The organism is Streptomyces sp. NPDC001093, from assembly GCF_040298985.1.
In the GTDB taxonomy this organism is placed as follows: domain Bacteria; phylum Actinomycetota; class Actinomycetes; order Streptomycetales; family Streptomycetaceae; genus Streptomyces.
This window is the reverse complement of the sequence record NZ_JBEPBF010000021.1, coordinates 73,926-96,205: the sequence shown is the minus strand read 5'-3', so window position 1 is coordinate 96,205 and position 22,280 is coordinate 73,926. Positions and strand designations below refer to the sequence as shown.

Genomic DNA, 22,280 nt, shown 5'->3' with positions numbered 1-22,280 from the left:
CCCGCCCACTCCGACCAGGCGAAACGGCGGAGGCGCCGGACCACCGCTCGTCATGCCGGAACCGTCCCGCTCAGTCCGCTCAGTACCACGTCGTGGCATCGCGACCTGTCGCCGATCTGAACGATGGCGGCGTGGGGCTGGTGGTCGTCCGCCGTAGCAAGAAGGAGGCAGGCTCCGGATGCCGGCGCATCAATTTCGTAAGAGCCATCGGATTGCGTGCCGATCCGGCCCAGTTGGCTCCCGTTCAGCGAGAGAAGGGTGACGGCGGCCAGGGGCACAACGTCTCCGTAGGAGTTCCGTACCCGGCCGAAGACGCGGGGTGCTGCCTGCGAGGGAGGGGTTGGCTCGGTGGCGTTGCGCCGGTCGGGCGCCGCAGTTCGGGGAGCGGGCTTTCCACCGGATTCGTGCTGTGTACCGCCGGCTGTGGCCGCGAGGGAGACCGTGGAGCGGAAGTGTGCATGTGCGGCGGTGATCTGGTGGCCCGTGAGCCGCTGGTGACCGCCGTGATCACGGATCCACGCGACGATCAGGCCCAGGGCCAGGCCGACGAAACACCCCACGGCGATCATGATCCAGCCACGCGTCAGGCCGGCATCGCCCCGGGCGTCGAAGTAGAGGATCGCGCGAACGCCGTCGTCGATCTGCCGCATGGGTTCGAACTGAGCGAGCCACCGGTAGGGGCTGGGAACGGTCTGGAGGGGGAAGCTCCCCCCGGACGAGGGCACCGCCAAGGCGACGAAGAAGAGCATGCCCACCAGCGACCCGAGTCCTCCGACCAGCGAAATGATGGTCTGAGCGGTCACCCCGACGGCGATCGAGGCGCATACGGAATAGATCCATAGCAGACCGAAGTGGGGTGTATCCATGTGAAGGGCGAATTTACACGTGAGCAAAATTGCTGTCGCGGTGACCGGTGACAGGACGGCCGACATGGCGGTCTTGGCCACCAGTGTTTGGGTGCGGGTAATCGGGACCGGCAGTTTGCTGGACCAGCGACGTCCGCGCTCGGCTGACTGATATCCCAGAGCGAAATCGACCGAACTGCTGACGACACCCGCACCCAGATAGGCGCCAAGAGTGAGGACGAGGCTGACGTAAAAAGCGCTGAGGCCGAATCCGGAATGGTTGCCGAGAGGGCGATGCTCGCTCGTGTGCAGCGTGACGGGGCCGGCCAGCAACATCTTCTCGGCGGTCGGGATCGCCCGGCGGCTCGTGTGGTGCGCGGGCTCCACGTGCGCAGCCAGCGTCGCGGCGATACGACTCGATACGGTGTGGGTCGTTCGCTCTCCGACGGCTTGAACCGAGGAGGTGGCCACACTGCCGGAACGGGGGTTTGTGAGCAGGTGGACACTCGGCTGCCGCGGAGCCGTCGCATGGGGCGCGACGGGGCCGGTCAAGGACAGGACGCCGCTGCTGAAATCAGCTGGAATGATCAAGGCGCCGTAGACTGCGTCTTTGTCCATCTCGGCTTCTGCCTCGCGCAGACTCAGCGTCTGCCATTCCACGCGTTGACGGGAATCCGACGCGGTCGTGATGCCCCGGACGATCTGCGGACCGAGGTGCACCTTCCGGCCGTCGACGTGCACCGCCTGGTCCTCGTCGACGATCGCGATCGGGAGGTGGTGGAGGTTGCCCGTGGGGTTGATGATGCCTCCGATGCAGGACAGCGACACCACCACGCTGACCGCGATCATGACGAGCGTCGGGAAGAACCAGAGGTTCGGTCGGCGCAGCAGGTGTCGGGCGGTGGCCTTCGGCACGCCGGGAACATTGATCCTCATGGGTGTCGGATGCCTTTCGGGTTCCAGGTGGAGCTGCTGGACGAGACCTGAATGACGGTCTGCGGCTCGGTTTACGGCGCGGCCTGAGCGACGTCCGTGCGAGCCGATGCCTGTGCGGAAGTGCCGCGTGCGGTGCGCACGCCTTCCGATGCGATGCGGTCCGTCTCCGCGAATTGCCGCGCAGCGAATCGATGCGGATCAGGACCGGATTTCGATGATGACGTGCGAAGGGGCCCGATTCGCCGGCACGGCCTACAGGAATTCGTAGTCGAGGGCGCGGAGCGGTCCGCCGCCGCGTTCCCCGGCAGCTGCTCCTCGGGGGCACGCAGGCACCGCGTCCGGTCGGAGAGGACGCGGAACGGGAGCGTGGAATCCGGTGTGGTGGACCTCTGCGACGACGTGGCGTCAGTTCTGTGGTTCGGCCCAGATGTCGGGCGTGACGACGCCCGTGGAGCGGCCGTAGGGGTCGAGCAGGCGGCCGAGGAGCTTGTCGTGGCGCAGGGTGATCACACGGTCGACGATGTCGAGGCCGGGGTGGGTGGTGGCGAGCTGGGTCTCCAGGCGCAGGGCGTCGTCCACGGAGTGCAGGCTGGCCTGCACGATGAGGTTGTGGGGGCCGGTGACGGCGGCGCAGTTGCGTGTTTCGGGCAGGCGGATCAGGGCGTGTCCGACGACGGGCAGGTCGGCGGGCGGCACCTTGGCCCAGAAGGTGGTGGCGACGGGCCAGCCCCCGAAGGTGCGGGCGAAGTCACAACGGAAACGCAGGACGTCGAGCCGGGTCAGTTGCTCGACGCGGCGCTTGGCGGTGGACAGGCTGACGCCCAGGTCGGTGGACAGGGCCTGGTAGGAGGCGCGGCCATCGTGTGCCAGGCGGGCGAGAAGAGCGCGGTCGATGGCGGTGATGTCTCCGCCGCCGTGCCGGGCCGGCTGGGGCGCGGCCGGTGCGGTGAGCTGAGCGCGTTGGTCGGGAGCGAGCGCCGCGATGCGCCATCGGCCGCCCTCGGTGAACATGTGGGTGACGATCCGGACGTCGACGGCGGTGATGCCGGGAACGTGCGGGAGCAGGTCGAGGGTGTAGCGGGACAGCGCGGGAAGGTCGCTGGTGGCGACGGTGGCGAGGATGTCGTGGCTACCGGCGGAGCGTTCGATGGTGAGCATGTGCGGATGACCGCTGAGGGCCTGGGCGACGGAGGCGGTCGCGCCGGGGGCACAGTCGATCTGGGCGAAGGAGAGGCACATCTGGTCGAACATGCGCGGGCCGGGTGACAGGCCGACCCAGGCCATGCCGTGCTCAGCGAGGCGGTTGAAGCGACGGGCGACGGTGACCGGATCCACCCCGAGGACCCGGCCGAGCTCGGACCACGAGGCCCTCGGCCGGAGTTGCAGCGCGTGGATCAGCGCGAGGTCGTCCTCACTCAGCAGCTTGCCATCTTCCTGCATCAGCACTGGCCTCATGGCGAGAATCCTGCGTTCTCCTTCTTCCTGCTGACCAGTCTCGCACTGTGGGTCGATGAGCTCGCATCTGGCGGGCGGGAGCGGGAGGACCGGATCATGGCGTTCGCCGACTATCAGAACGAGATCTACTTCGCCGGCCTGCACGGGGTGGTACCACGCCTGCCGATGACTACGCCGACCTTGAACCGCCGGCCCAGGCCGCGATGACCCCGTCGGTGCGGTCCTACGTCGCCGGCGGCGCAGGGGACGAGCACACCCAGCGGGCCAATGTCACCGCCTTCGAGCAATGGGGTCTGGTCCCACGCATGCTGGTCGGAGCGAAGGAACGTGACCTGTCGGTCGACCTGTTCGGCATACGCCTGCCCTCGCCGCTCTTCATGGCCCCGATCGGCGTGATCGGGCTGTGCGCCCAGGACGGCCACGGCGATCTCGCCACCGCCCGCGCCGCTGCCCGCACCGGCGTGCCGATGATCGCTTCCACCCTGACCGTAGACCCGATGGAACAGGTGACCGCGGAGTTCGGCGGCACCCCCGGCTTCTTCCAGCTCTACACCCCCACCGACCGGGATCTGGCGGAAAGCCTGGTCCACCGTGCCGAGAAGGCCGGGTTCAAGGGCATCGTGGTCACCCTGGACACCTGGATCACCGGCTGGCGTCCCCGCGACCTGGCCGTCAGCAATTTCCCTCAGCTGCGCGGAAATTGCCTGGCCAATTACACCAGCGACCCGGTCTTCCGCGCCCGGCTCGCCCACAGCCCGGAGGACGACCCGCAGGCCGCGGTCGCCGAGTGGGTGCGGATCTTCGGCAACCCCCTCACCTGGGACGACCTGCCCTGGCTGCGCTCGATCACTGATCTGCCGCTGATCCTCAAGGGCATCTGCCACCCCGATGACGCCCGCCGCGCCAGGGACGCGGGTGTGGACGGCATCTACTGCTCCAACCACGGCGGACGTCAGGCGAACGGCGGCCTGCCGGCCCTCGATGCCCTGCCGGAGGTGGTCGAGGCCGCCGACGACATGCCCGTTCTGTTCGACTCGGGCATCCGCACGGGAGCCGACGTCATCAAGGCCATCGCCCTGGGCGCCACAGCCGTAGGCGTCGGCCGGCCCTACGCATACGGCCAGGCCCTGGACGGCGCCGACGGCATCGTCCACGTGCTGCGCTCCCTGCTTGCCGAAGCGGATCTCGTCATGGCCGTCGACGGCTACCCCACCCTCGCCGACCTCACGCCCGGCACACTCCGCCGCATCCGCTGACAGGAGTTCCGGAGTTGACTCCGCAGGGCACCCTGGCCGAGCGGCTGCGGGCCGGGGGCAGCGGCATCCCGGCGTTCTACACCCCGGCAGGCACCGGCACCCAGGTCGAGTTGGGCGGACTGCCGTGGCGGTACTCATCCGACGGCTCGGTGGCGGTGGCCTCACCGCCCAAGGAAGTACGCGAGTTCGCCGGTCGCCGCCATGTCCTGGAGGAGGCCATCACCGCCGACTTCGGGCTGGTGCGCGCCGAGGTCGCCGACCGCCACGGCAACTACGTCTTCCACGCCGGCGCCCGCAACTTCAACTCGCTGTGCGCCATGTCGGGCCGAATCACGCTGGTTGAGGCGGAACGCATTGTCGACCCCGGCGAGATTCCGCCGGACGCCATCCACCTTCCAGGTGTCTACGTCGACCGGATCGTCGCAGCCGGCCAAGAGGACAAGCGGATCGAACGCCGTACCGTCCGAACGCCGGCTGCCGGCTGCCGGCTCGGAAAGGAGTAAGCGATGCCGCTCGATCGTGACCAGCTCGCTGCCCGGGCCGCCCGCGAACTGCGCGACGGTCAGTACGTCAACCTTGGCATCGGCCTGCCGACCCTCATCCCGAACCATCTCCCGCCCGAGGTCGAGGTGATCCTGCACTCGGAGAACGGGATTCTGGGCACCGGCCCCTACCCGTACGACGACATGGTCGATCCGGATCTGATCAACGCCGGCAAGGAGACCGTGACCGTGCGCGCCGGGGCCTCCTACTTCGACTCGGCGTTCTCCTTCGGGATTATCAGGAGCGGCCGTATCGACGTATCGGTGCTCGGCGCCATGCAGGTCTCCGCCGCCGGTGACCTCGCCAACTGGGCGATCCCGGGCAAGCTCGTCAAAGGCATGGGCGGCGCCATGGACTTGGTACACGGCGCCCGTCGCCTGCTGGTGGTGATGGAGCACACCGCGAAGGACGGCAGCCCCAAAATCGTCCGGGAACTCACGCTGCCTGCCACCGGCTTGGATGTCGTCGACCGGATCATCACGGACCTCGCCGTCATAGACGTCACGGCCGACGGTCTACGGCTGGTCGAACTCGCACCCGGCGTCACTGTCGACGACGTCGTGGCCCGGACCGCAGCCCCGCTGGAGACCGCCGGCCACTGCTAGTCGGCGAGGAGATCAGGTCAGAGACCCTTACGACTCCGTTGCTCAGATCGTAGGCATTGGTCAGGCGTGAGTCGAAAGGCGAGCCGGGGCAAGTGGCTCGTCTTTGGACTGGGTGGCAGGAAGGCGTCAGCGACGAGGTCCGCCGCTTGTGGGATCCCCCGCGGGAACTGGTGGGCGATGCTGTCGACGAGTGCGCAGAGGTTGCATGCGCCCAGGGCGGCATCGATGTCGGCGACCTCCAGATGGCGTTGGAGGCGGCCGGTATCGGCGCCTCCGAGAGACGTGTCTCGTCTGTGGACCCACCCCCTCAGCCGTCCCGTTCCGCCATGGGACTGTTTTCGGGGTCCTGCCCATCCCACAGGGACGTTACGCGCGCGGCGGCGTCGCGGACCAGGATGCCGTACTGATCGCGGAGTTCGTCGGAGAGCCGGTAGGTCGGCACAGAGATGCTGAGGGATGCGGCCGGCACCCCGGTCGGATCCAGGATCGCCGCAGCGACGGCGCTGACGTCGTCGCGCCACATCCCGGTGTTGATGGCGTAACCGCGCTTGCGGACCGTGGCGAGAGTGGCACCCAGCGCCTCGGCATCCGTCACGGTCTGCCCGGTGTACTTGGTCAGCGGGTGGCGGGTGATCGCGTCCGCCGGCAGGTGGGCGAGGATCGCCAGCCCGGAGGCCGACGCGTGGAGGGGAGCGCGACCGCCGACCCAGGAGACGTTGCGGACGGTGTGCGTACTGTCGATCTTGTCCAGCAGGATCACGCTGTCACCGTCCACGATCGTCAGGTGGATCGTTTCGCGGGTCTGCCGGGCGAGGTCCGCCATCGCCGGCGCTGCGGCCTCACGGAGCAGGCGCTCGTGGCGCAACACGTGCCCGGCCAACTTCAGGGGCCTGGCCGTCAGTATCCACCGTGTGTGGCCGCTGCTGTCCAGCGGGCGGATCCACCCCACCTCGGCCAGCGTGGTCAGACTCCGCTGCACGGTGCTCTTGGGCAGATCCAGCTCCCGTGCCAGGGCGCCCACACCGACCGGCTGGGCCTCGGCGAGCGCCTCCAGCACGGAGAAGGCCGTGAAAACGCTGCGCATCCGTTGACGCCTCCTGACTACCCCCCTACCGTTTGGACCGCACAGTAGCACAGGCGTGCCGCATCGCGGCACAAATTCCACGGGCGACATCTTCGGGAGATGCGATGGCGGGTCCCCTCGACGGCGTGCGGGTTCTGGACGTCAGCCAAGTGATGGCTGGTGCCTATTGCGCGGCGCTCCTCGCCGACCTGGGCGCCGATGTGATCAAAGTCGAACGTCCGGTCGGCGACGAACTCCGTGGCTGGGGAGCCGACTTCCCCGGCGGCCAGTCGCCGGCATACATGGCGGTGAATCGGAACAAGCGCGGGATCGCCCTGGACTTGCGGGACGAGCGGGGAGCCGCCGCGCTGCGCAGGCTCAGTGCGGGAGTCGACGTCCTCGTCGAGAACTTCAGGCCGGGCGCCATGGAGCGGCTCGGCTGCGACTATCCCCGACTCGCCACACGGAACCCGCAGCTGGTCTACTGCTCGATCTCGGGATTCGGCCAGGACGGCCCGCTGGCCGGCCGGGGCGGGTACGACCTCGTCGCCCAGGGCATGTCCGGGATCATGAGCGTCACCGGGGAGCCCGGTGGCGCGCTGGTCAAGGCGGGCGTGCCGATCTGTGACCTCACCGCGGGGCTCCTGGCCGCCAACGGTGTGCTCGCCGCCTATGTCCACCGTCTGCGTACCGGCGAGGGACAGTACGTGGACACATCTCTGCTGGAGGCTGGCATCTCCCTGATGGTCTGGGAGAGCGCCGTCCTGTTCGCCACCGGGCAGGTAGCCGGCCCGCTCGGCTCGCAGATGCGACTCGCGGCCCCCTACGAGGCGTTCCGGACTGCGGACGGCTGGCTGACCGTCGGCACACCCAATCAGCGGATGTGGGAACGCCTCGTGGAGGCCTTGGCATGGCCGGGGCTGGGGACGGATCCGCGGTTTGCCGATCCGATGTCCCGCATGACCAACCGCCCGTCGCTGACCGAGGAACTGCAGAAGAGGTTCCTGCAGCACACCACCGAGCAGTGGGTGGACATCCTCCTGCCGCACGGCATCCCCGCCGGACCTGTGTACGACATCGCTCAGGTCTATTCCGACCCCCAGGTCCGGGCCAGGCGGATGCTCGTCGAGGTCGAACACCCCACGGCGGGGTTGGTGAAGCACATCGGCGTGCCCGTCAAGTTCTCCCGCACTCCGGCCGTCATCGATCGTCCGGCCCCGCTGCTGGGCGAGCACACCACCGACGTGCTGACCGAAGCCGGCTTCGGCCCATCCGAGATCGAGACCCTGCTCGCCGCGGGCGTGGCCAAGGAGGAGAAGTGAGCGCAGTCCAGCTGAGGCACCACACCCCGCACATCGTGGTGATCACACTCAGCAATCCGCCCGTGAACACGCTCTCTTGGGAGAGTCGGGCGCACCTGAAGACGGCCATCGACCGGCTGGAGGAAGAGCCGGAGATTCGTGCGGTCGTCCTCACCGGGGCCGGAGGTGTGTTCACCGCAGGCGCGGACCTGGCCCAGGACCAGCGGATGACCCGGACCGAACTGCCCGCTCTCGTGGCGGACTTCGAGCGGATCGTCGACGGCCTGGAGAGGTTCCGCGCTCCAGTGATCGCCGCGGTCAACGGCCCGGCCGTCGGCGGCGGGTTCGAGCTGGCTTTGGCCTGCGACATTCGTGTCGCGTCGAGCGAGGCGTCCTTCGTCGCGGCCGGTGTCAACGTGGGCCTGATGGCCAACTTCTGGCGCCTCGCCAGGATAGTGGGACTCGGACCGGCCAAGGAGATCCTCCTCACCGGCGAGCGCTACGGAGCCGAGCGGGCCGCGGCCTGGGGACTGGTCACCGAGGTATGCGCACCCGAGGCGCTCATGCACGTAGCGCTGGCGAAGGCGGAGCGGATCGCGACCCGCGCCCCCCTGTCGGTCGAGGCCACCAAGCGGTGCGTGAACGACGCCCTCGAGATGAGCCGGGACGAGGCGCACCGGCGACAGGTCGACGAGCTGGCCGAGTTGTTCATGAAGGACGACCACAAGGAGGCATTGCGTGCCTTCTTCGGCCGGTCGGTCGGCGAATACCACCGGCACTGATCCTGAGGAGTGACGTTGCACAGCTCTGTCCTGACCACCGTGCTGTTGCCGATCGCCCTGGCGGTCATCATGCTCGGCCTGGGTCTTTCTCTCACCTTCGCCGACTTCGCCCGCGTGATCGGTGCGCCGCGCGCAGTGGGCACGGCACTGGCCTGCCAGCTGGTGTTGATGCCCGCGCTCTGTCTGGCGCTGCTTGCCCTGACCGGAGCCGACCCCGACACCGCGGTCGGGATGCTGCTCCTGGCCGCATCACCCGGCGGAACGCTCGCAGCCGTCTACAGCCACCTCGCCCGCGGTGACATCGCGCTGAACATCACCCTCACCGCGGTCAACTCGCTGATCTCCGTCGTCACACTGCCGCTCGTCATGTGGGGCGTGACCCGCCACTACGTCGGCCACGCCCACAACATCGGACTGCAACCGCAGGGCGTGGTCACGCTGATCGCCACCGTCGTGCTGCCGGTGGCCCTGGGAATGGCGCTGCGGCGCCTGCGCCCCGGCCTTGCGCGGACTCTCGGCCAGGCGGTACGGATCGTCTCGCTCATCGTATTGGCGGTCGTCGTCGTCGGTGCGATCCTGCAGAACGCTGGCCAGCTGGGCCGGTCCCTCGGCTCCGTCCTTCCGCTCACGGCGACGTTCAGCGTCCTGAACCTGGTCATCGGCTACTGGGTTCCCCGCCTCGCCCGCGTCGAGCGGCCCCAGGCAGTCGCCTCGTCGATGGAGATCGGCATCCACAACGGTGCGCTCGCCGTCACCATCGCCCTCAGCCCCGCATTGCTGAACATGCCGGCCGCCGCGGTGACACCCGCGATCTACAGTCTTGTCGCCTTCATCACCGCGGCGGTGGCAGCCTCCCTGCTCGCCCGGCGGTCCCGCACACTGCCCGTAATGGAACCGGCGAGCAGCACCTGACCGCCGCATGAGGGCCGTGGAGGTGTGGTCCGGCGCAACGGTGGTGTTCTCCTGCATCAGGGACCGCCACTCGTCTCCGAACCGGGTGATCACGGCCCGTGAGCCTCCGGCGCATCGGGCAGTCTGTGGACCTGATCGACCGGGACGGTTCGGAGGAAGGCGCGCATCACTGGGCCGCGCCCGCGCCAGCTGGAACGTTGAAACTCCGCGCCATGGTCCGCCGGCGCGGAGTCACCGATCCCAAGTGCTTCCAAGCCGCAACCGTGAACAACGGCAGAATGGGGTTCCGCACCTCGGCCGCGACAGAGATCATTCCCTAACCACCTTGCAGCCGGGCAGAATTGGGCAACCAAGTCCTACGCCATCAGGCCCCGGGCCCCGTATTCATCACGAACGTCACGCCTTCGGCGGGCAACTCGTGGCCGTCGTCGTCGAGGAACCCGACCCGCACGGCCTGACCGGTGGAACGCATTCGCCGCAGAGAGGAGGGTCCAGACGGGCGAGGGCGGTGGTGGTCGCCCCACTGCTGGAGAGCCGCCAGCACGAGTTGCAGCTCCTGCCCAGCCGGAGTCAGGTGGTAGCTCAGCCGATGCCGACTGCCCGGCTCCTGGTACGTCCGCGTGCGCAACACACCGGCCTCGCTGAGAAGCTTGAGCCTGTCACTGAGCAGGTTCGGCGCGATGCCGAGGGACGACTGGATTTCGGCGAACCTGTGCTTGCCCGCGAAGATGTCGCGTAGGACCAGCAGAGTCCAACGCTCGCCAAGCACTTGCAGGCTGCGCTCGATGGAGCAGGCCGGCGAATCGTCCGTGGGACCGGACACCTTCCTCGTCGATGGCACTGCCACCCCACCTTCCACATCTCTGCCGGATCCTCACGCATGCCACGCGACCGCACGGCATGACCGAATTGTATACCTGAGTATCGGATCACTATCCAGTGTGCCGCTTGAGGGTCCAGAACAACCACTGGCCTGAGACCGGCGTGACGGCGGGACGACGCGCAGGGTGAGTCCGGCTTCGCCCGCACAGCGATCGCGGCCCACGCGGCCGGTGGCCACCTCCCCCGCGGGACCGGGGGCGCCCCGCTGCCGTCACCGAGCGGGACACCTCACCACATACGGAACGTCGCTCGTGACGCGCACGGCATCGACGCCGCGCGTCGGGGCAAGCCCACCGGCACACGCGTCAGACGGCGGGGGACGAGGTCCGTGACCCGCCGTTCTTGAGTCGGCCGGCTACTGTCGCGAGCAGTTCGTCGGAGAGGTTCTTGTCGGCCACGGCCCTGGACATGAGCGTGGCGCCGACCAGGGCACTGAGGGTGAGCATCGCCTCGGCCTGGGCCTCCCCCGAGTCTTCGCTGAGGCCGGCGAGCAGATCCAGGTACGTGCGGACCTGCTTCTCGTAGGCCTCTTTGAAGTGCTGGTCGCCGCGTCCGGCGGCGGCGCCGAGCGTGACCAGGGCACAGCCGGTGGCCGGCGCGTCGCGGTGCTGCTTCCCGAGGTAGGCGTCGATGAGACCGGCCCTCGGTTCTCGTTCGTTCTTCCGCGCGGCTCTCTCCATTTTCGCCGAGCCCTCGGCCAGGGCTACGGCCGCAGCCTGGGAGATCAGGTCGTCCCGGGATGCGAAGTGTTTGTAGAAGCCGCCGTGTGTCAGCCCCGCCTCCTTCATCAGGTCCGCGATGCCGGGGCGCGTGACGCCCTCCGCGCGGATCTTGCGGGCTGCGATACGCAGTACCCGCTCGCGGGACGCCGCCTTCTCCTTCTGCGAGTGCCCCATGTCGGGTCTTCCTTTCGAGGGAGCGGCTTGCCGCCGACCGGATGGATGACGTCCATCATACACATGAAGTGAATCCTGACTATGAGCTGCTAATACTTGACTTCGAGGATGATGCGAGTAATCCTGAATCTAGATGTTGTTCATCATCCACATTCGAGGAGAAGCCGTGACCGACACCTACGACCCCAGCCGCACAGCCGTTCTGCTGGTCGACCCCTACAACGACTTCCTTTCCGAGGGCGGCAAGACCTGGCCGCGAGTGGAGCCCGTGGCGAAGGAGGTCGGCCTGCTGGACAACCTGCGTTCCGTGATCGACTCCGCCCGCGAGGCCGGCATGCGCGTGGTGTTCGTCCCGCACCGCCGCTGGCAGCCAGGCGACTACGAAACCTGGGACCACCCCAACCCCTCACAGCGCATGATTCAGAAGGGGCACCACTTCGCGAGGGGATCCTGGGGCGGGGAGTTCCACCCCGATTTCCAGCCGCAGGCGGCAGATGTCGTCGTCGGGGAGCACTGGGGCTCGAGCGGGTTCGCCAACACCGACCTGGACTTCCAGCTCAAGCAGCACGGCATCACCCACGTGGCGGTCGTCGGCCTGCTGGCGGAAACCTGCGTCGAGGCCACAGCCCGTTTCGCCATGGAACTCGGCTACCACGTGACGCTGGTCCGGGATGCCACAGCGGCCCTCTCCCCCGAACGAATGCATGCCGCACACGAGCTGACCGGCCCCACCTACGCCCATGCCATCGTCACCACCGCAGAACTCGTCACCGCGTTCCAGGACGCACAGTCGTGAGCCTGATGCCGACCAGGCGACGGCCCGGTGAAGCCGACCCCCCTCGCCTTCCCGATACGCCCGCCCCTGCCCTCCTGGCTGTGCGAGGAGGCGCAATGACCGCGCTGTCCACGACCTCGGGCGTGAAGCGCGGCACCATCCCCGTCTTCGCCACCGCCACCGCCATCACCGTCTCCAACATCTACTTCACCCAGCCGCTTCTCGAATGGATCGCACAGGGGCTGGGCGTCTCCTCCGCCGCGGCGGGCATCGTCGCCACGGCCGGGCAGATCGGCTACGCACTGGGCATCGTCGTGATCGTCCCTCTCGCCGACCGCGCACGACTGCGCAGAATCTCGAGCGTTCTGCTCGCCATCACCGCACTGGCGCTGCTCGCAGGAGCACTCGCCCCCTCGATAGCAGTGCTGAGCACGGCGACCTTCGTCCTGTCGGTCACCACCGTGCTCCCGCAGCTCATCATGCCAACCGTCTCCTCCATGGCGGCCCGCGGCGAGGCGGGCCGGGCCCTGGGAGCCGTCGGTACCGGCCTGACCCTGGGAGCGCTGCTCTCCCGTACCGTCTCCGGGGCCCTCGCCGAAGCGACCGGGACGTGGCGTGCCGGCTACTTCGCCGCCGCGGCCGCCACCGCCCTGCTCTTGCTCGTCCTGCCCCGGTACATGCCGGAACAGAGCCCGCACGGCGGCCAGGACAGGATCGGCTACCCGAAGCTGCTGGCGTCCCTGCCGCGGCTCATCGTCGGGCATGCTTCCCTGCGCCTGTCCACAGTCCTCGGCGCGACGGGCTTCGCTGCCTTTTCCGCGTTCTGGGCGACGCTGGCCTTCCATCTGTCCCAGAAGCCCATCGAGCTCGGACCGGCCGCGGCCGGCCTTTTCGGTCTCGGCAGCGTGCCCGGCGCACTGGCCGCCCGCTACTCCGGTCGGCTCACCGACCGCTACGGCCCCGACACCGTCAACACCGTCGGCTTGGCGTCCGCCGGCATCGCCTTCGTCGTCTTCCTGTTCGCCGGCGACTCCGTGGTTGGCCTCGTGATCGGTTGCAACCTGCTGGGCTACGGCACCACCAGTGCGCAGATAGCCAACCAGACACGGATCTTCACCGGGCCCGCCGCCCTACGCGCCAGGCTCAACACCGTCTACATCTTCGCCTTGTTCGCCAGCGGCGCGATCGGCTCCAGCATCGGCCTGGCGCTCCTGCAAGCACACGGCTGGACAGCGACGGCCTGCGAGGGGATGGCCTTCCTCGCCGTCGGAGCGCTGTCCCTGACGGTCCATTCCGTCAGGCAACGCCGCACATCCGGGGTGCAGAACTCCGTAGAAACAGGCCCGCGTGTCGCCGTCGGCCGCCCCGTCGGAAAGGGCGGCTGAAGCCCGTGGCGAAGGACGCCGGCCCGCTGGACAACCATCTCGCCGGACCGCGGGAAGCGCCCTTGACTTTAAGAAGAAAAGTCAGGTGGAATTGCTACCGACGACGCCAGACCTCGGCCCACGTGCAACACCGAACGGATAGGACATAGACATGCAGATTCAAGGCAAGGCCGCCTTGGTGACGGGCGCCAACCGGGGGATCGGCCAGGCGTTCGCCCGAGTGCTCGCCGAGCACGGCGCCACGGTCTACGCCGCCGCACGCCGCCCCGAACAGATCACCGATCCCGGGGTGGTGCCGATCCAACTGGACGTCACGGACCCTGCCACCATCGCCACCGCGGTCGAGGCGATCGGCGACCTCTCCATCCTGGTCAACAACGCCGGCACCGCCTTCGCGGCGTCGCCGCTCACCGCGTCGCTGGACGACGCCAGGCGCGAGTTGGAGGTCAACTACCTCGGCACCTGGGCTGTGACCCAGGCCTTCGCTCCGACGCTGTCCCACAACGGCGGCGGCGCCGTCATCAACATGCTGTCCGCCGCATCCTGGCTGGCCCTGGAGCAGGCGCCCGGATATGCAGCGAGCAAGGCAGCGCAGTGGTCGCTGTCCAACGCGATGCGGTTGGCCCTGCGCTCGCAGGGCACCCGCGTGCTCGGTGTGCACGTCGGGTATGTCGACACCGACCTGTCCGCCAATGTCGACCAGCCCAAGATCAGTCCCGAGGAGGTCGCACGAGCCGCGATCAGGGGACTCCTCACCGGCCAGGAGGAAGTGCTCGTCGACGAATTCAGCCGCCAGATCAAGTCCGCGCTGCCCAACGACATCGCCGCGCTGTACTCGACCCGGTGACGGACGGCCGACTCATGAGCGACCTATGATCAAGGCTGTTGGCGGCGCCAACGGTCGTGGCGCGCTGCCGTGCCGCCACCAGTGGCGTAGCGGCCGGTGCGGTGCATCATGGGAGTGCGGCTTCACCCCGAATCCCACGTTCACGGCGCGGGAGACCGTCCCGAGAGGTTTTGCACGTATGCCCGTCGTCATCGCCCGCCTGATCCCCGCGCCGGGCAAGACCCAAGAGGTGCTCGACGTGTACCGCGAGCTCGCCCCGCTGGTCCATCAGGAACCGGGATGCAAGCTCTTCGCACTACACACCGATGGCAAGGACGTCTTCATCGTCGAGCACTGGCTCACCTCCGAGGACTTCCAGGCACACCTGGCCAGCTCGAATCTCCAGCGGATCAGGGACGCGACAAAGCCCCTACTGACCGAACCCAGCGAGATCTGGCCGGTGCAAAGCGTCCCCCTCGGCGACCCCGACAAGGGCGTGATCCACTAGCGACCCACTGTCTGAGCCGTCACAACAGCGTGTCGATGCAATACCGGCGCGAGACTCCATGCGGCCCCACATGGACCTCCTCGTACACGGCCAGAACAAGTCTTCCACCAGATTCAGAGGCACCCGCCGGCTGTGGCTCAGTGCTGCGTTACAACGTTCTCCAGTGGCTCTCCGTCGGCGAAGCGGCCAATCTGGGAGCACAGCAGCCGCTCGACTCTCGGCAGGAAGGCGGAGGTCTTGTTGCCCATGTGGGGGCTGATGAGCGCCCCCGGAGCATTGCATAGCGGGTGGCCCGCGGGTACCGGTTCGGGGTCGGTGACGTCTAGCGCGGCACGCAGCCGTCCAGCTTCGGCTCGGTGAACAACGCCTCGGTGTCGACAACACCGCCGGGCGCGATGTTCACCAGCAGGCTGCCGTTCCACATGCGTGCCAGGAAAGCGGCGTCGACAAGGTGGATGGTGGCGTCCGTGAGGGGCGTGGCCAGGTTCACCGCGTCGGCGCGTGGGAGCAGGTCGGGTAGGTCCGCAAGGGCCTGAACGGGGCCCAGCGGTGCACTTCGAGCGGTTCGTGCGACCCTCAGCACGTCGCACTCGAACGGCGTGAGTATCTGGCCCACATCTCGCCCTACCTGACCGACCGCATCCGCCGCTTCGGCGAGTACTCCGCCCACGTACTCGGCATCCCACCCGAGGCGTACGACCCGTCCCTGGATGTCGACTTCAGCCCGCTGCGCGGCGACGGTCCCGGCGCGAACAACTGTGGCCAGGCGGCCTGACCACGCCGCACCCAGCCACTTCTCCAGCGCCACGCTTACGCACGGTCACCAACACGGCCGGCCGACTGCATGTGCATCTCGCCGTACTCGCGTGGCCTTCGCAGCTGGGGCACTCGGAAGTGCAGCCGGAGGTCGAGCAAGTCGGCGCATTTCATCCGGCTGCACTTCTCGCACAAGGTGAGGAGGCAACTACCTGTCAGGCTGGGCGCTTTGGATTGATGGTCTTGTTGACGATCTCAAGTCGGTTGCCGTCGAGGTCAGTGACGTTCGCGGCGTAATATCCGGGGCCGAAGTGCGGACGCGGACCCGCTCCACCGTCATCCTGGCCGCCGGCGGCCAGGGCGGCAGAATACGCAGCGTCTACTTCGGCCGGACTGTCGGCGACGAGGCCGAGGTAGAGGCCGGTCTCACCTGGCTGCCGCTCACGCAGCCAGATGCTGGCACCGACAGCTTTACCCGATCCATAGACTTGATCGCAGAGTCCGAAGAGGCTGGGGACACCCGGAGTGTCCGATTCGTAGGAACCGATCTCTTTCCACCCAAGCGGCTTGAGCGCCGCGAGATAGAAGGCGCTTGAGCGCTTGAGATCGCTCACCGAGATGTACACGTGATCAATCATTGTGGTGTCTCCTTCGGATGTGTCCCGCAGTCAGCGGGCTTGCTTCGTCTCTCGTGCCACCGGGGCGGCGCCGGGCCCTTACGAGGTCCAGACGTGGGCGTGGCGCTCGGCGAACGCGCGGAACGTGGTGGCCGGCCGCCCCGTGACCTTCTCGATGTCGCCTGTGGGCGTGGCTCCACTGCCCGCGATGACGGCGCCGGTGAGCCAGCGCATGATCACGGCGAAGTCGGCGGGGACACCCGCGGCGAGCGCACCGGAGATCCATGCCTCCTGGTCGATGTCGTGGTAGGCGACGGGGTGGCCACTCACGGCAGCGATAGTGCCCGCGACCTCGCGGAAGGTGAGGGCCTGCGGGCCGGTGAGCGAGTAGGTGGCGCCGGCGTGGGTTTCGGGGTCGAGCAGCGTCTCGGCCGCGGCCGCCGCGATGTCGGAGGCGTCGACGAAGGCCTCCCTGCCGCCGGCGCTCGGGGCCGTGATCACTCCGCCGATGACCGGGAGGTGGTCGTCGGCGAAGTTCTGCATCACCCATGCGGGGCGCAGGACCGTGTGGGTGATGCCGGGCCGGGAGGCCAGGTCGGCCTCGACGGCCGCGATGTCGATCCCGGCCGGCGCCTGGTCGGCGTTGTGGACGCTCAGATAGGTGACGTGGCGCACGCCGGCCGCCTCGGCGAGGTCCAGGAAGGCGCCGACCTGGTCGGCGTAGCTGACGCGCATGGTAGGTGTCACCAGGTACAGGCGGTCGACGCCGGCCAGGGCGCCGGAGTGGGTGGCCGGGTCGTCCCAGTCGAACCGGACGTCCGCTCCGGTGCGTGCCGCGGTACGGGGAGCGACCCCTCGCTGGGCGAGGCCCTCGGCCAGCAGCGAACCAGTCCGACCGGTGCCGCCCAGAACGAGTGCGGTGGGGCGTGTTTCGTTGTTCATGACTCCACGCTAGAAGTCCTGAGCAAGACACTCCATGCGTGTTCCGCTCGATTCTTTACTTGATGCTCTCGCGCCTTGACCCTGATACTCCTACTGGTCAAGCTGATCCCATGGACCTGCTGTCTGACCACCTGGTGCGGGCGCGCGCCACCGGCGCGGTGTTCGCACGGACGGTCGCCGAACCACCGTGGGGACTGCATCTTGGCGGTTCGACACCGCTGTCGGTGCACACCGTCGTCCGTGGCCGCGGCTACCTCTGGCTGGACACCCCCGGCAGCGCCGTGGAGCTCATACCGGGAAGCGTCACGCTGGTGCGCGGCGGGCCGCACCACTACATCGGGAATGAGCCGGGCGCCACATGCCTCGAGCCGGAGGAGTTCCGGGCCCGCCACGCCCGGACGAGCCCCGACGACAACCCGCAGGCCACGGTGTTCCTGTGCGGCGCCTACCAGTTCTCCGGCGAGGTCGGCAGCGGGCTGCTGGACGCACTGCCCCAGGTTCTGACCCTATCGGCGGCCGACGACGATCCCCTGCGGGACGTGATCACTTTGATCTCCCGCGAACTGGTCCGGAACGAACTCGCCCAGCAGATCGTCCTGGATCGCCTCCTGGACCTGCTTCTCGTCCTGGCCATCCGCTGCGACTTCCGCCGCAGCACGACCGCGCCCCGCTGGTACCGGGCAGCCGCGGACCCGCGCCTTGCCGCCGCGCTACAGGCCATGCACGAGAATGCGGCCCACCCGTGGACGGTCCCCGAACTGGCCGCGATCAGCGGCCTGTCCCGCGCCGCCTTCGCGCGGGTGTTCCGGGAGGCACTCGGTCAGGCCCCCATGCAGTACCTCACCGAATGGCGCATGACCATCGCCCGCGACCACCTGCGCGCCGACGATCTCACCCTGCCCCAGATCGCCGACGCCGTCGGCTACGGCTCACCCTTCGCCTTCGCCGCCGCCTTCCGCCGCCACCACGGAGAACCACCCGGAACCTGGCGGCAGAGGGAACGAGCGGCCGCAGAGACACGACTGCTCACCAACACCCACCAGGGCCCGTGAGCGTCACCGGAATTTCCCGTCCTGACAGGCGGCGCCCTGCGGCCGCCTCTCAGCCCTTCGGCCCGAGTTCGTGGACGCCGTCAGTCTCTGCCCACCCACTTGGGATGGTGCCTCGCTGCCCAGGCGAGGTCGACGTACCCCGTCCGCATGCCGCGCCGCGCCTCCGGGTCTCTGCACGCCAGTCGCATGTGCCCGACCACGACGAGACCAATCGTCAACGCCACCCAGTCGTGTACGAAGATCGCGTTTGTGCGCGGGATCGGTGGCAGGAGGTTGGTGAACCACATCAGCAGGCCGGTGATCATCATGACCGGTACGGCCCCGGCGATCCACCCGGCGTAGAGCTTCTGCCCGGCGTTGAACTTGCCGGCCGGGCGGGAGCGCGGTGAGGTCCGGCGCTTACGGACAGCCCGCAGCCACCGCCAGTCGTATTCGGCGAAGCGATTGAGGTTGCGCAGATCACGACGGAAATCGGATGAGGTGAGCCCGAGGAGGAATGGTACGGGCAGCAGGATTCCCGTCCACTCATGGGCGGTGACGAGCAGGTGGCGGCGACCGACGAGCTCGGAGAGGGGCGGGAAGTACAGACAGGCTGCGGTTGCCACGCAGAGCAGCATCAGCCAGCTGGTAGCGCGGTGGGCCAGACGCTGCGCACGACCGAACCGGTGGATGCGGCCAGGGGGCTCAGACCGTGGATGCGCCGCTTCTCTTGTCGGCTCCGGGGAGCCAGCCGTCGACGTCATATCCGTTCACCTCCCAGTAGCCGGGTATCACCCGGTCGGTGACGGTGATTTTGGAGAGCCACTTCGCGGACTTGTAGAAGTACATCGGGGCAACGCAGAGGCGTACCGGACCGCCATGCTCGTAGGTGACGGGCATATCCTGCATCTTCAGTGCCACGAGCACATCAGGACGGTTCACGGCGTGCCTGTTCAAGGGTGAGGCTTTCGCTGTACACACCGTCGAAGCAGGTGAAGCGGATCGCTTTGCCTTCGGCACGAACCCCGGCAGCGTCAAGGATGGTGGAGAGCTGGGGGCCTTCCCAGGGGGTGTCGGGCACCCCCCAGCCGTCGGTGCACTGCACGTCGTGCACCACCCTGGTGTGCGGAAGGGCCTGCAGCTCGTCAAGTGCGTAGATTCTGGGGCGGTCGACGAGGCCGTCGACGGTCAACCGGTAGTTCGTCGCGTCCTTGTGCGGCACCGAGTCGGCGACACTGTAGTAGCGGAAGCCGCCCGGGCTGGGCAGCAGTTCGGTGAGTTTGGTGGGGTCGTACTGCGATGCCGCACCGAGCGCGCTGTCCCAGCCCCTTTGAAGGGAGGGCGCGGCGGCGATGCCGGCTGCGCCGATACCGAACGTCGCGAGCATCACGCGTCTGGCTATGGGTACGCCGGCATCCGGTTCACTGTGCTGGTCAGTCATTTCAGTCATTCCTGTTGGAATACTCGCGGCCCAAGGAAAACAGGCGATGAGCTGGTCGGCAGAGTTCACTGCGGTTAGCCCGCAACGAGTAGCGCGGGTCCCTGCCGGTGCCCGTCATGGGATAGCACCTGCGTTTCATCGAACGCACACGACTGCGGGACTGTGGGAGCATTTCGCTTAAGACGTGTCTTGCTCTGCTGCGGGTTGGAAGTTGGTTACGGACGAAGGCCTTGGGGTTCAGGTCGCACGCGGTTGCGATCGGGACGTCCGAGGTGCCCGGGCCGGGGAAGTGCACGTGGCCGGTGGGGCCGAGCGGGTCGAGGGCGCGCCCCGCTCGGCCCCGCTGGACCGGGTCATGTGCAGAGAGGCCCGAACCGGTCCTTTACCCCGGATCAGGCGGCGGTGTGCGCTGCGCGGTAAGGGACCAGGAACGGGGTCAGCGCCGCCAGCATCTGCTCGGGTGCCTCTTCGGCGACCCAGTGGCCGGTGTCGGGGATGACCACGGTCTGCACGTCGTGTGCAGCAGCCTTCATGGTGACCCCGGCTCCGTCGGCAATGCTGAGCGCTCCGCCGATTGCCAGGACGGGCATGGTGAGCAAGCCGGACTTCTGGCGTTCCAGGTTCTGCGCGAGCGTGGTGTCGAACGCGCGGTAGAAGCTGAAGCTGCCGCGCAGCGCGTCGCGGTCGGAGGCAAGGGTGCTGATGTAGTAGTCGACGGCGTAGTCGGGCAGCTTCTTCGCAGCGTTGATGTCGAACTCGAAGCCGAAGAAGATGCCTTCCCGTCCTCTGACGAGCAGCTCGTTTATCGTGGCGAGGCGGTTGAAGCCGATGTGCCAGATCCGGTCGTTGAGCCACTCGGGGCCGAAGGCCGGCGGCGAGGTGCTGATGCCCGGGAGGGGCGCCTCGGCGACGACCAGGCGGTCGACCCGCTCCGGGTGGTCGGCGGCCAGGGCGTAGGCGATCGGCATTCCGGTGTCGTGGCCGACGACGGCGAACCGCTGGTGGCCGAGCTCGTCCATCAGGGCGGCCAGGTCGTCGGCGAGGGTGGCGGTGTCGTAGCCGTCCTGGGGCTTGTCGGTCAGGCCGATGCCGCGCTGGTCGACGGCGATGACGGTGAAGTCCTTGGCCAGGGTGGGCATCAGCAGGCGCCAGGCGTACCAGGTCTCGGGCCAGCCGTGGACGAGCAGCAGGGCCGGGCCGTGGCCGCCGATGACCGCGTGCTGGCGGATTCCGTTGGCCTGGATGAACCGGCTGGTGAAGGTGTCGGTGAACCCGGCCGGGAGATTGGGCGCCTGCGAGACGCTGCCGAGGCCGTTGACGCTGCTGCCTGCCGGCCATCCGCGGCGGGATCCCGCCTCGGCTGCCGCAGCCGACTGGGCGGGGAGCACACTGAGGGATCCTGCGGTCGCCGCGGCCGCCGCTGCGACCGAGGTGGCCAGGAATTTCCGCCGGGAGTGCAGCGGCAGCTTTTCGAACACGGTAGACCCCTTTGGTTGTTTGGGATGTAAAGGCGAGACGCCGAAGGACGGGTGTGTCTGTCCACTCGGTTCGTCCCGCGATGCGCCTTGCGCCGGGAAACAGCAGAATTACGGCGCAGGTCCGGACTTGTTAGGCACAGAATTGTGGAATCCACGAGTCTTGATCTGTCGGCGCCGTTCTCGGACGCGGTCCGGCGGACCGTCGCCCGGTTCTGCGCACACGGCTTCGTGCTCCGGTTCCCCCCGGGACAGCTGGGGGTGCCGAAGACGGAAGAGCAGGGGCGGTCAGAGTGTCAACGTGGCCGTCAGCAGGGCGTTGGCCGCGGCGATGTCACCGCTGATCCATTCCGGGTTTGCGGGCTGCCGCTTCCACAGGGCGAGTAGCAGCTCGGCTGCGGGAGCCTTCACCGTGGCCGCTGCGGGCCCCGAGTCCACCGGCAGGGTCTGCGGCATGTCGCCGGGCTGGATCAGCCAGCTGTGTCCGGTGTCGGTGGTGTGAAGCGCCACGGGTGCCGGCAGCGGCTTCTGCTCGCCGCTGCGCCAGACCCTGGGAACCATCACGGCGAACACCTCATCGATGCCATCGGCTGCGATCAGCGGATCGACGTGCACGTCGGCGCCGGTGGCCAGCTGGGCATCGACCAGGTGGACCGCCGTGTCCTGGGCAACACGGCGGAACCAGAGCGCCGCCACCGCGTCTTCAAAGCCGAACGCCCAGGCCGGTGTGGTGGGGTCGGTCTCCTCCAGGGTGGCCAGGATTGCGGCCGCGCCCCCGGCGTACCAGTCGGCGATCTCCTGCCCGGCCGGCGGGGCGAACTGCTCGCCGGGCAACTGCCCGGTCTGCAGCAGGGCCGCCGCGAAGCGGGACGCCTGGCCCAGATGGATGCCCAGGTCGTGCATGCTCCAACTGCCACAGGTGGCCACCGGGGTGGCCGGATCCGCGACGCGCAGCAACTGCTCTAGTGCGGCCGCCTCCTTACGCAGGGTGGCCAAATACGTGCCGGTAGCGAGAGGCAGCGGAGCGGGGGGCTGATTCACGGTGACC

The 22,280-nt window shown here is 68.2% G+C and carries 20 protein-coding genes and 4 pseudogenes; 12 read left to right on the top strand and 12 right to left on the bottom strand.

Translation table 11 applies throughout. From position 1 onward, the window contains the following. Positions 1 to 50 precede the first annotated feature (50 nt). Both ABT288_RS13830 and ABT288_RS13825 read right to left on the bottom strand, forming a co-directional pair. Complete coding sequence (locus ABT288_RS13830; protein WP_351606412.1) at positions 51 to 1,781, bottom strand: DUF3533 domain-containing protein; 1,731 nt, start codon at positions 1,779 to 1,781, stop codon at positions 51 to 53. 405 nt (positions 1,782 to 2,186) lie between these two features. Continuing rightward, complete coding sequence (locus ABT288_RS13825) at positions 2,187 to 3,221, bottom strand: Lrp/AsnC family transcriptional regulator (RefSeq protein WP_351606410.1); 1,035 nt, start codon at positions 3,219 to 3,221, stop codon at positions 2,187 to 2,189. 111 nt (positions 3,222 to 3,332) lie between these two features. Between ABT288_RS13825 and ABT288_RS13820 the strand changes: the two are divergent. The 3 genes and pseudogenes from ABT288_RS13820 (at position 3,333) to ABT288_RS13810 (ending at position 5,640) form a co-directional block, all read left to right on the top strand. Continuing rightward, positions 3,333 to 4,492: pseudogene (locus ABT288_RS13820) on the top strand (alpha-hydroxy-acid oxidizing protein). An 11-nt stretch (positions 4,493 to 4,503) separates the two neighbouring features. Continuing rightward, positions 4,504 to 4,995, top strand: a pseudogene (locus ABT288_RS13815) (CoA transferase subunit A); the annotation flags it as partial. A gap of 3 nt (positions 4,996 to 4,998) precedes the next feature. Further along, a complete protein-coding gene (locus tag ABT288_RS13810) occupies positions 4,999 to 5,640 on the top strand; it encodes a 3-oxoacid CoA-transferase subunit B (protein WP_351606408.1) in 642 nt (213 codons plus the stop codon). Between the two features lie 307 nt (positions 5,641 to 5,947). On the opposite strand, the gene ABT288_RS13805 is transcribed toward ABT288_RS13810, so the two are convergent. Then, positions 5,948 to 6,724, bottom strand: coding sequence for an IclR family transcriptional regulator (locus tag ABT288_RS13805; RefSeq protein ID WP_351606405.1), 777 nt, complete (start codon positions 6,722 to 6,724; stop codon positions 5,948 to 5,950). A gap of 104 nt (positions 6,725 to 6,828) precedes the next feature. Here ABT288_RS13805 and ABT288_RS13800 point away from each other — a divergent pair, with 104 nt between their 5' ends. The 4 genes from ABT288_RS13800 (at position 6,829) to ABT288_RS13785 (ending at position 10,018) form a co-directional block, all read left to right on the top strand. Further along, positions 6,829 to 8,025: a CaiB/BaiF CoA transferase family protein gene (locus ABT288_RS13800; protein ID WP_351606402.1), complete on the top strand. Its 1,197-nt coding sequence runs from the start codon at positions 6,829 to 6,831 to the stop codon at positions 8,023 to 8,025. Continuing rightward, positions 8,022 to 8,786: an enoyl-CoA hydratase/isomerase family protein gene (locus tag ABT288_RS13795; protein WP_351606400.1), complete on the top strand. Its 765-nt coding sequence runs from the start codon at positions 8,022 to 8,024 to the stop codon at positions 8,784 to 8,786. The genes ABT288_RS13800 and ABT288_RS13795 overlap by 4 nt, the downstream gene beginning before the upstream one ends. A 15-nt stretch (positions 8,787 to 8,801) precedes the next feature. Then, complete coding sequence (locus ABT288_RS13790; protein WP_351606397.1) at positions 8,802 to 9,698, top strand: bile acid:sodium symporter family protein; 897 nt, start codon at positions 8,802 to 8,804, stop codon at positions 9,696 to 9,698. A gap of 125 nt (positions 9,699 to 9,823) precedes the next feature. Continuing rightward, on the top strand, positions 9,824 to 10,018 hold the full coding sequence (locus tag ABT288_RS13785) for a hypothetical protein (protein WP_351606394.1): 195 nt from the start codon (positions 9,824 to 9,826) through the stop codon (positions 10,016 to 10,018). Between the two features lie 44 nt (positions 10,019 to 10,062). On the opposite strand, the gene ABT288_RS13780 is transcribed toward ABT288_RS13785, so the two are convergent. Both ABT288_RS13780 and ABT288_RS13775 read right to left on the bottom strand, forming a co-directional pair. Continuing rightward, the gene (locus ABT288_RS13780; RefSeq protein WP_351606392.1) at positions 10,063 to 10,521 is read right to left on the bottom strand and encodes a winged helix-turn-helix transcriptional regulator; all 459 of its coding nucleotides are present in this window, start codon (positions 10,519 to 10,521) and stop codon (positions 10,063 to 10,065) included. A gap of 364 nt (positions 10,522 to 10,885) precedes the next feature. Next, positions 10,886 to 11,476: a TetR/AcrR family transcriptional regulator gene (locus ABT288_RS13775; protein WP_351606390.1), complete on the bottom strand. Its 591-nt coding sequence runs from the start codon at positions 11,474 to 11,476 to the stop codon at positions 10,886 to 10,888. Positions 11,477 to 11,642: 166 nt separating this feature from the next. Here ABT288_RS13775 and ABT288_RS13770 point away from each other — a divergent pair, with 166 nt between their 5' ends. The 4 genes from ABT288_RS13770 to ABT288_RS13755 all read left to right on the top strand — a co-directional run bounded on the left by ABT288_RS13770 (position 11,643) and on the right by ABT288_RS13755 (position 14,970). Further along, positions 11,643 to 12,272: a cysteine hydrolase family protein gene (locus tag ABT288_RS13770; RefSeq protein WP_351606388.1), complete on the top strand. Its 630-nt coding sequence runs from the start codon at positions 11,643 to 11,645 to the stop codon at positions 12,270 to 12,272. A 95-nt stretch (positions 12,273 to 12,367) separates the two neighbouring features. Continuing rightward, complete coding sequence (locus ABT288_RS13765) at positions 12,368 to 13,636, top strand: MFS transporter (RefSeq protein WP_351606385.1); 1,269 nt, start codon at positions 12,368 to 12,370, stop codon at positions 13,634 to 13,636. 151 nt (positions 13,637 to 13,787) lie between these two features. After that, entirely contained in the window at positions 13,788 to 14,483 is a 696-nt protein-coding gene (locus ABT288_RS13760; RefSeq protein WP_351606383.1) for an SDR family oxidoreductase, read from the top strand. Between the two features lie 178 nt (positions 14,484 to 14,661). Beyond that, positions 14,662 to 14,970, top strand: a complete 309-nt coding sequence (locus ABT288_RS13755) for a putative quinol monooxygenase (RefSeq protein ID WP_351606380.1) — start codon at positions 14,662 to 14,664, stop codon at positions 14,968 to 14,970. 137 nt (positions 14,971 to 15,107) lie between these two features. Here the strand turns inward: ABT288_RS13755 and ABT288_RS13750 are convergent. The 3 genes and pseudogenes from ABT288_RS13750 to ABT288_RS13740 all read right to left on the bottom strand — a co-directional run. Further along, a pseudogene (locus ABT288_RS13750) lies at positions 15,108 to 15,574 on the bottom strand (NAD(P)-dependent oxidoreductase); the annotation flags it as partial. A 367-nt stretch (positions 15,575 to 15,941) separates the two neighbouring features. After that, positions 15,942 to 16,364 carry a VOC family protein gene (locus ABT288_RS13745; protein ID WP_351606378.1) on the bottom strand — a complete coding sequence of 141 codons (423 nt, stop codon included), beginning with the start codon at positions 16,362 to 16,364 and terminating at the stop codon, positions 15,942 to 15,944. A gap of 78 nt (positions 16,365 to 16,442) precedes the next feature. Then, a complete protein-coding gene (locus ABT288_RS13740) occupies positions 16,443 to 17,285 on the bottom strand; it encodes an NmrA family NAD(P)-binding protein (protein WP_351606376.1) in 843 nt (280 codons plus the stop codon). A 110-nt stretch (positions 17,286 to 17,395) separates the two neighbouring features. Between ABT288_RS13740 and ABT288_RS13735 the strand changes: the two genes are divergently transcribed. Next, positions 17,396 to 18,337 (top strand): AraC family transcriptional regulator, encoded by a 942-nt coding sequence (locus ABT288_RS13735; protein WP_351606373.1) that lies wholly within the window; start codon positions 17,396 to 17,398, stop codon positions 18,335 to 18,337. Between the two features lie 80 nt (positions 18,338 to 18,417). Here the strand turns inward: ABT288_RS13735 and ABT288_RS13730 are convergent, their stop codons facing one another. From ABT288_RS13730 to ABT288_RS13715, 4 genes and pseudogenes are all read right to left on the bottom strand, one after another. After that, positions 18,418 to 19,080 (bottom strand): cytochrome b/b6 domain-containing protein, encoded by a 663-nt coding sequence (locus ABT288_RS13730; protein ID WP_351606370.1) that lies wholly within the window; start codon positions 19,078 to 19,080, stop codon positions 18,418 to 18,420. Next, positions 19,022 to 19,703 (bottom strand): annotated as a pseudogene (locus ABT288_RS13725) (molybdopterin-dependent oxidoreductase). Before ABT288_RS13725 ends, ABT288_RS13730 begins: the two are co-directional and overlap by 59 nt. 446 nt (positions 19,704 to 20,149) lie before the next feature. After that, positions 20,150 to 21,235 (bottom strand): alpha/beta fold hydrolase, encoded by a 1,086-nt coding sequence (locus ABT288_RS13720; protein ID WP_351606367.1) that lies wholly within the window; start codon positions 21,233 to 21,235, stop codon positions 20,150 to 20,152. 285 nt (positions 21,236 to 21,520) lie between these two features. Beyond that, positions 21,521 to 22,228 carry a maleylpyruvate isomerase family mycothiol-dependent enzyme gene (locus ABT288_RS13715; protein WP_351606365.1) on the bottom strand — a complete coding sequence of 236 codons (708 nt, stop codon included), beginning with the start codon at positions 22,226 to 22,228 and terminating at the stop codon, positions 21,521 to 21,523. Positions 22,229 to 22,280 lie beyond the last annotated feature (52 nt).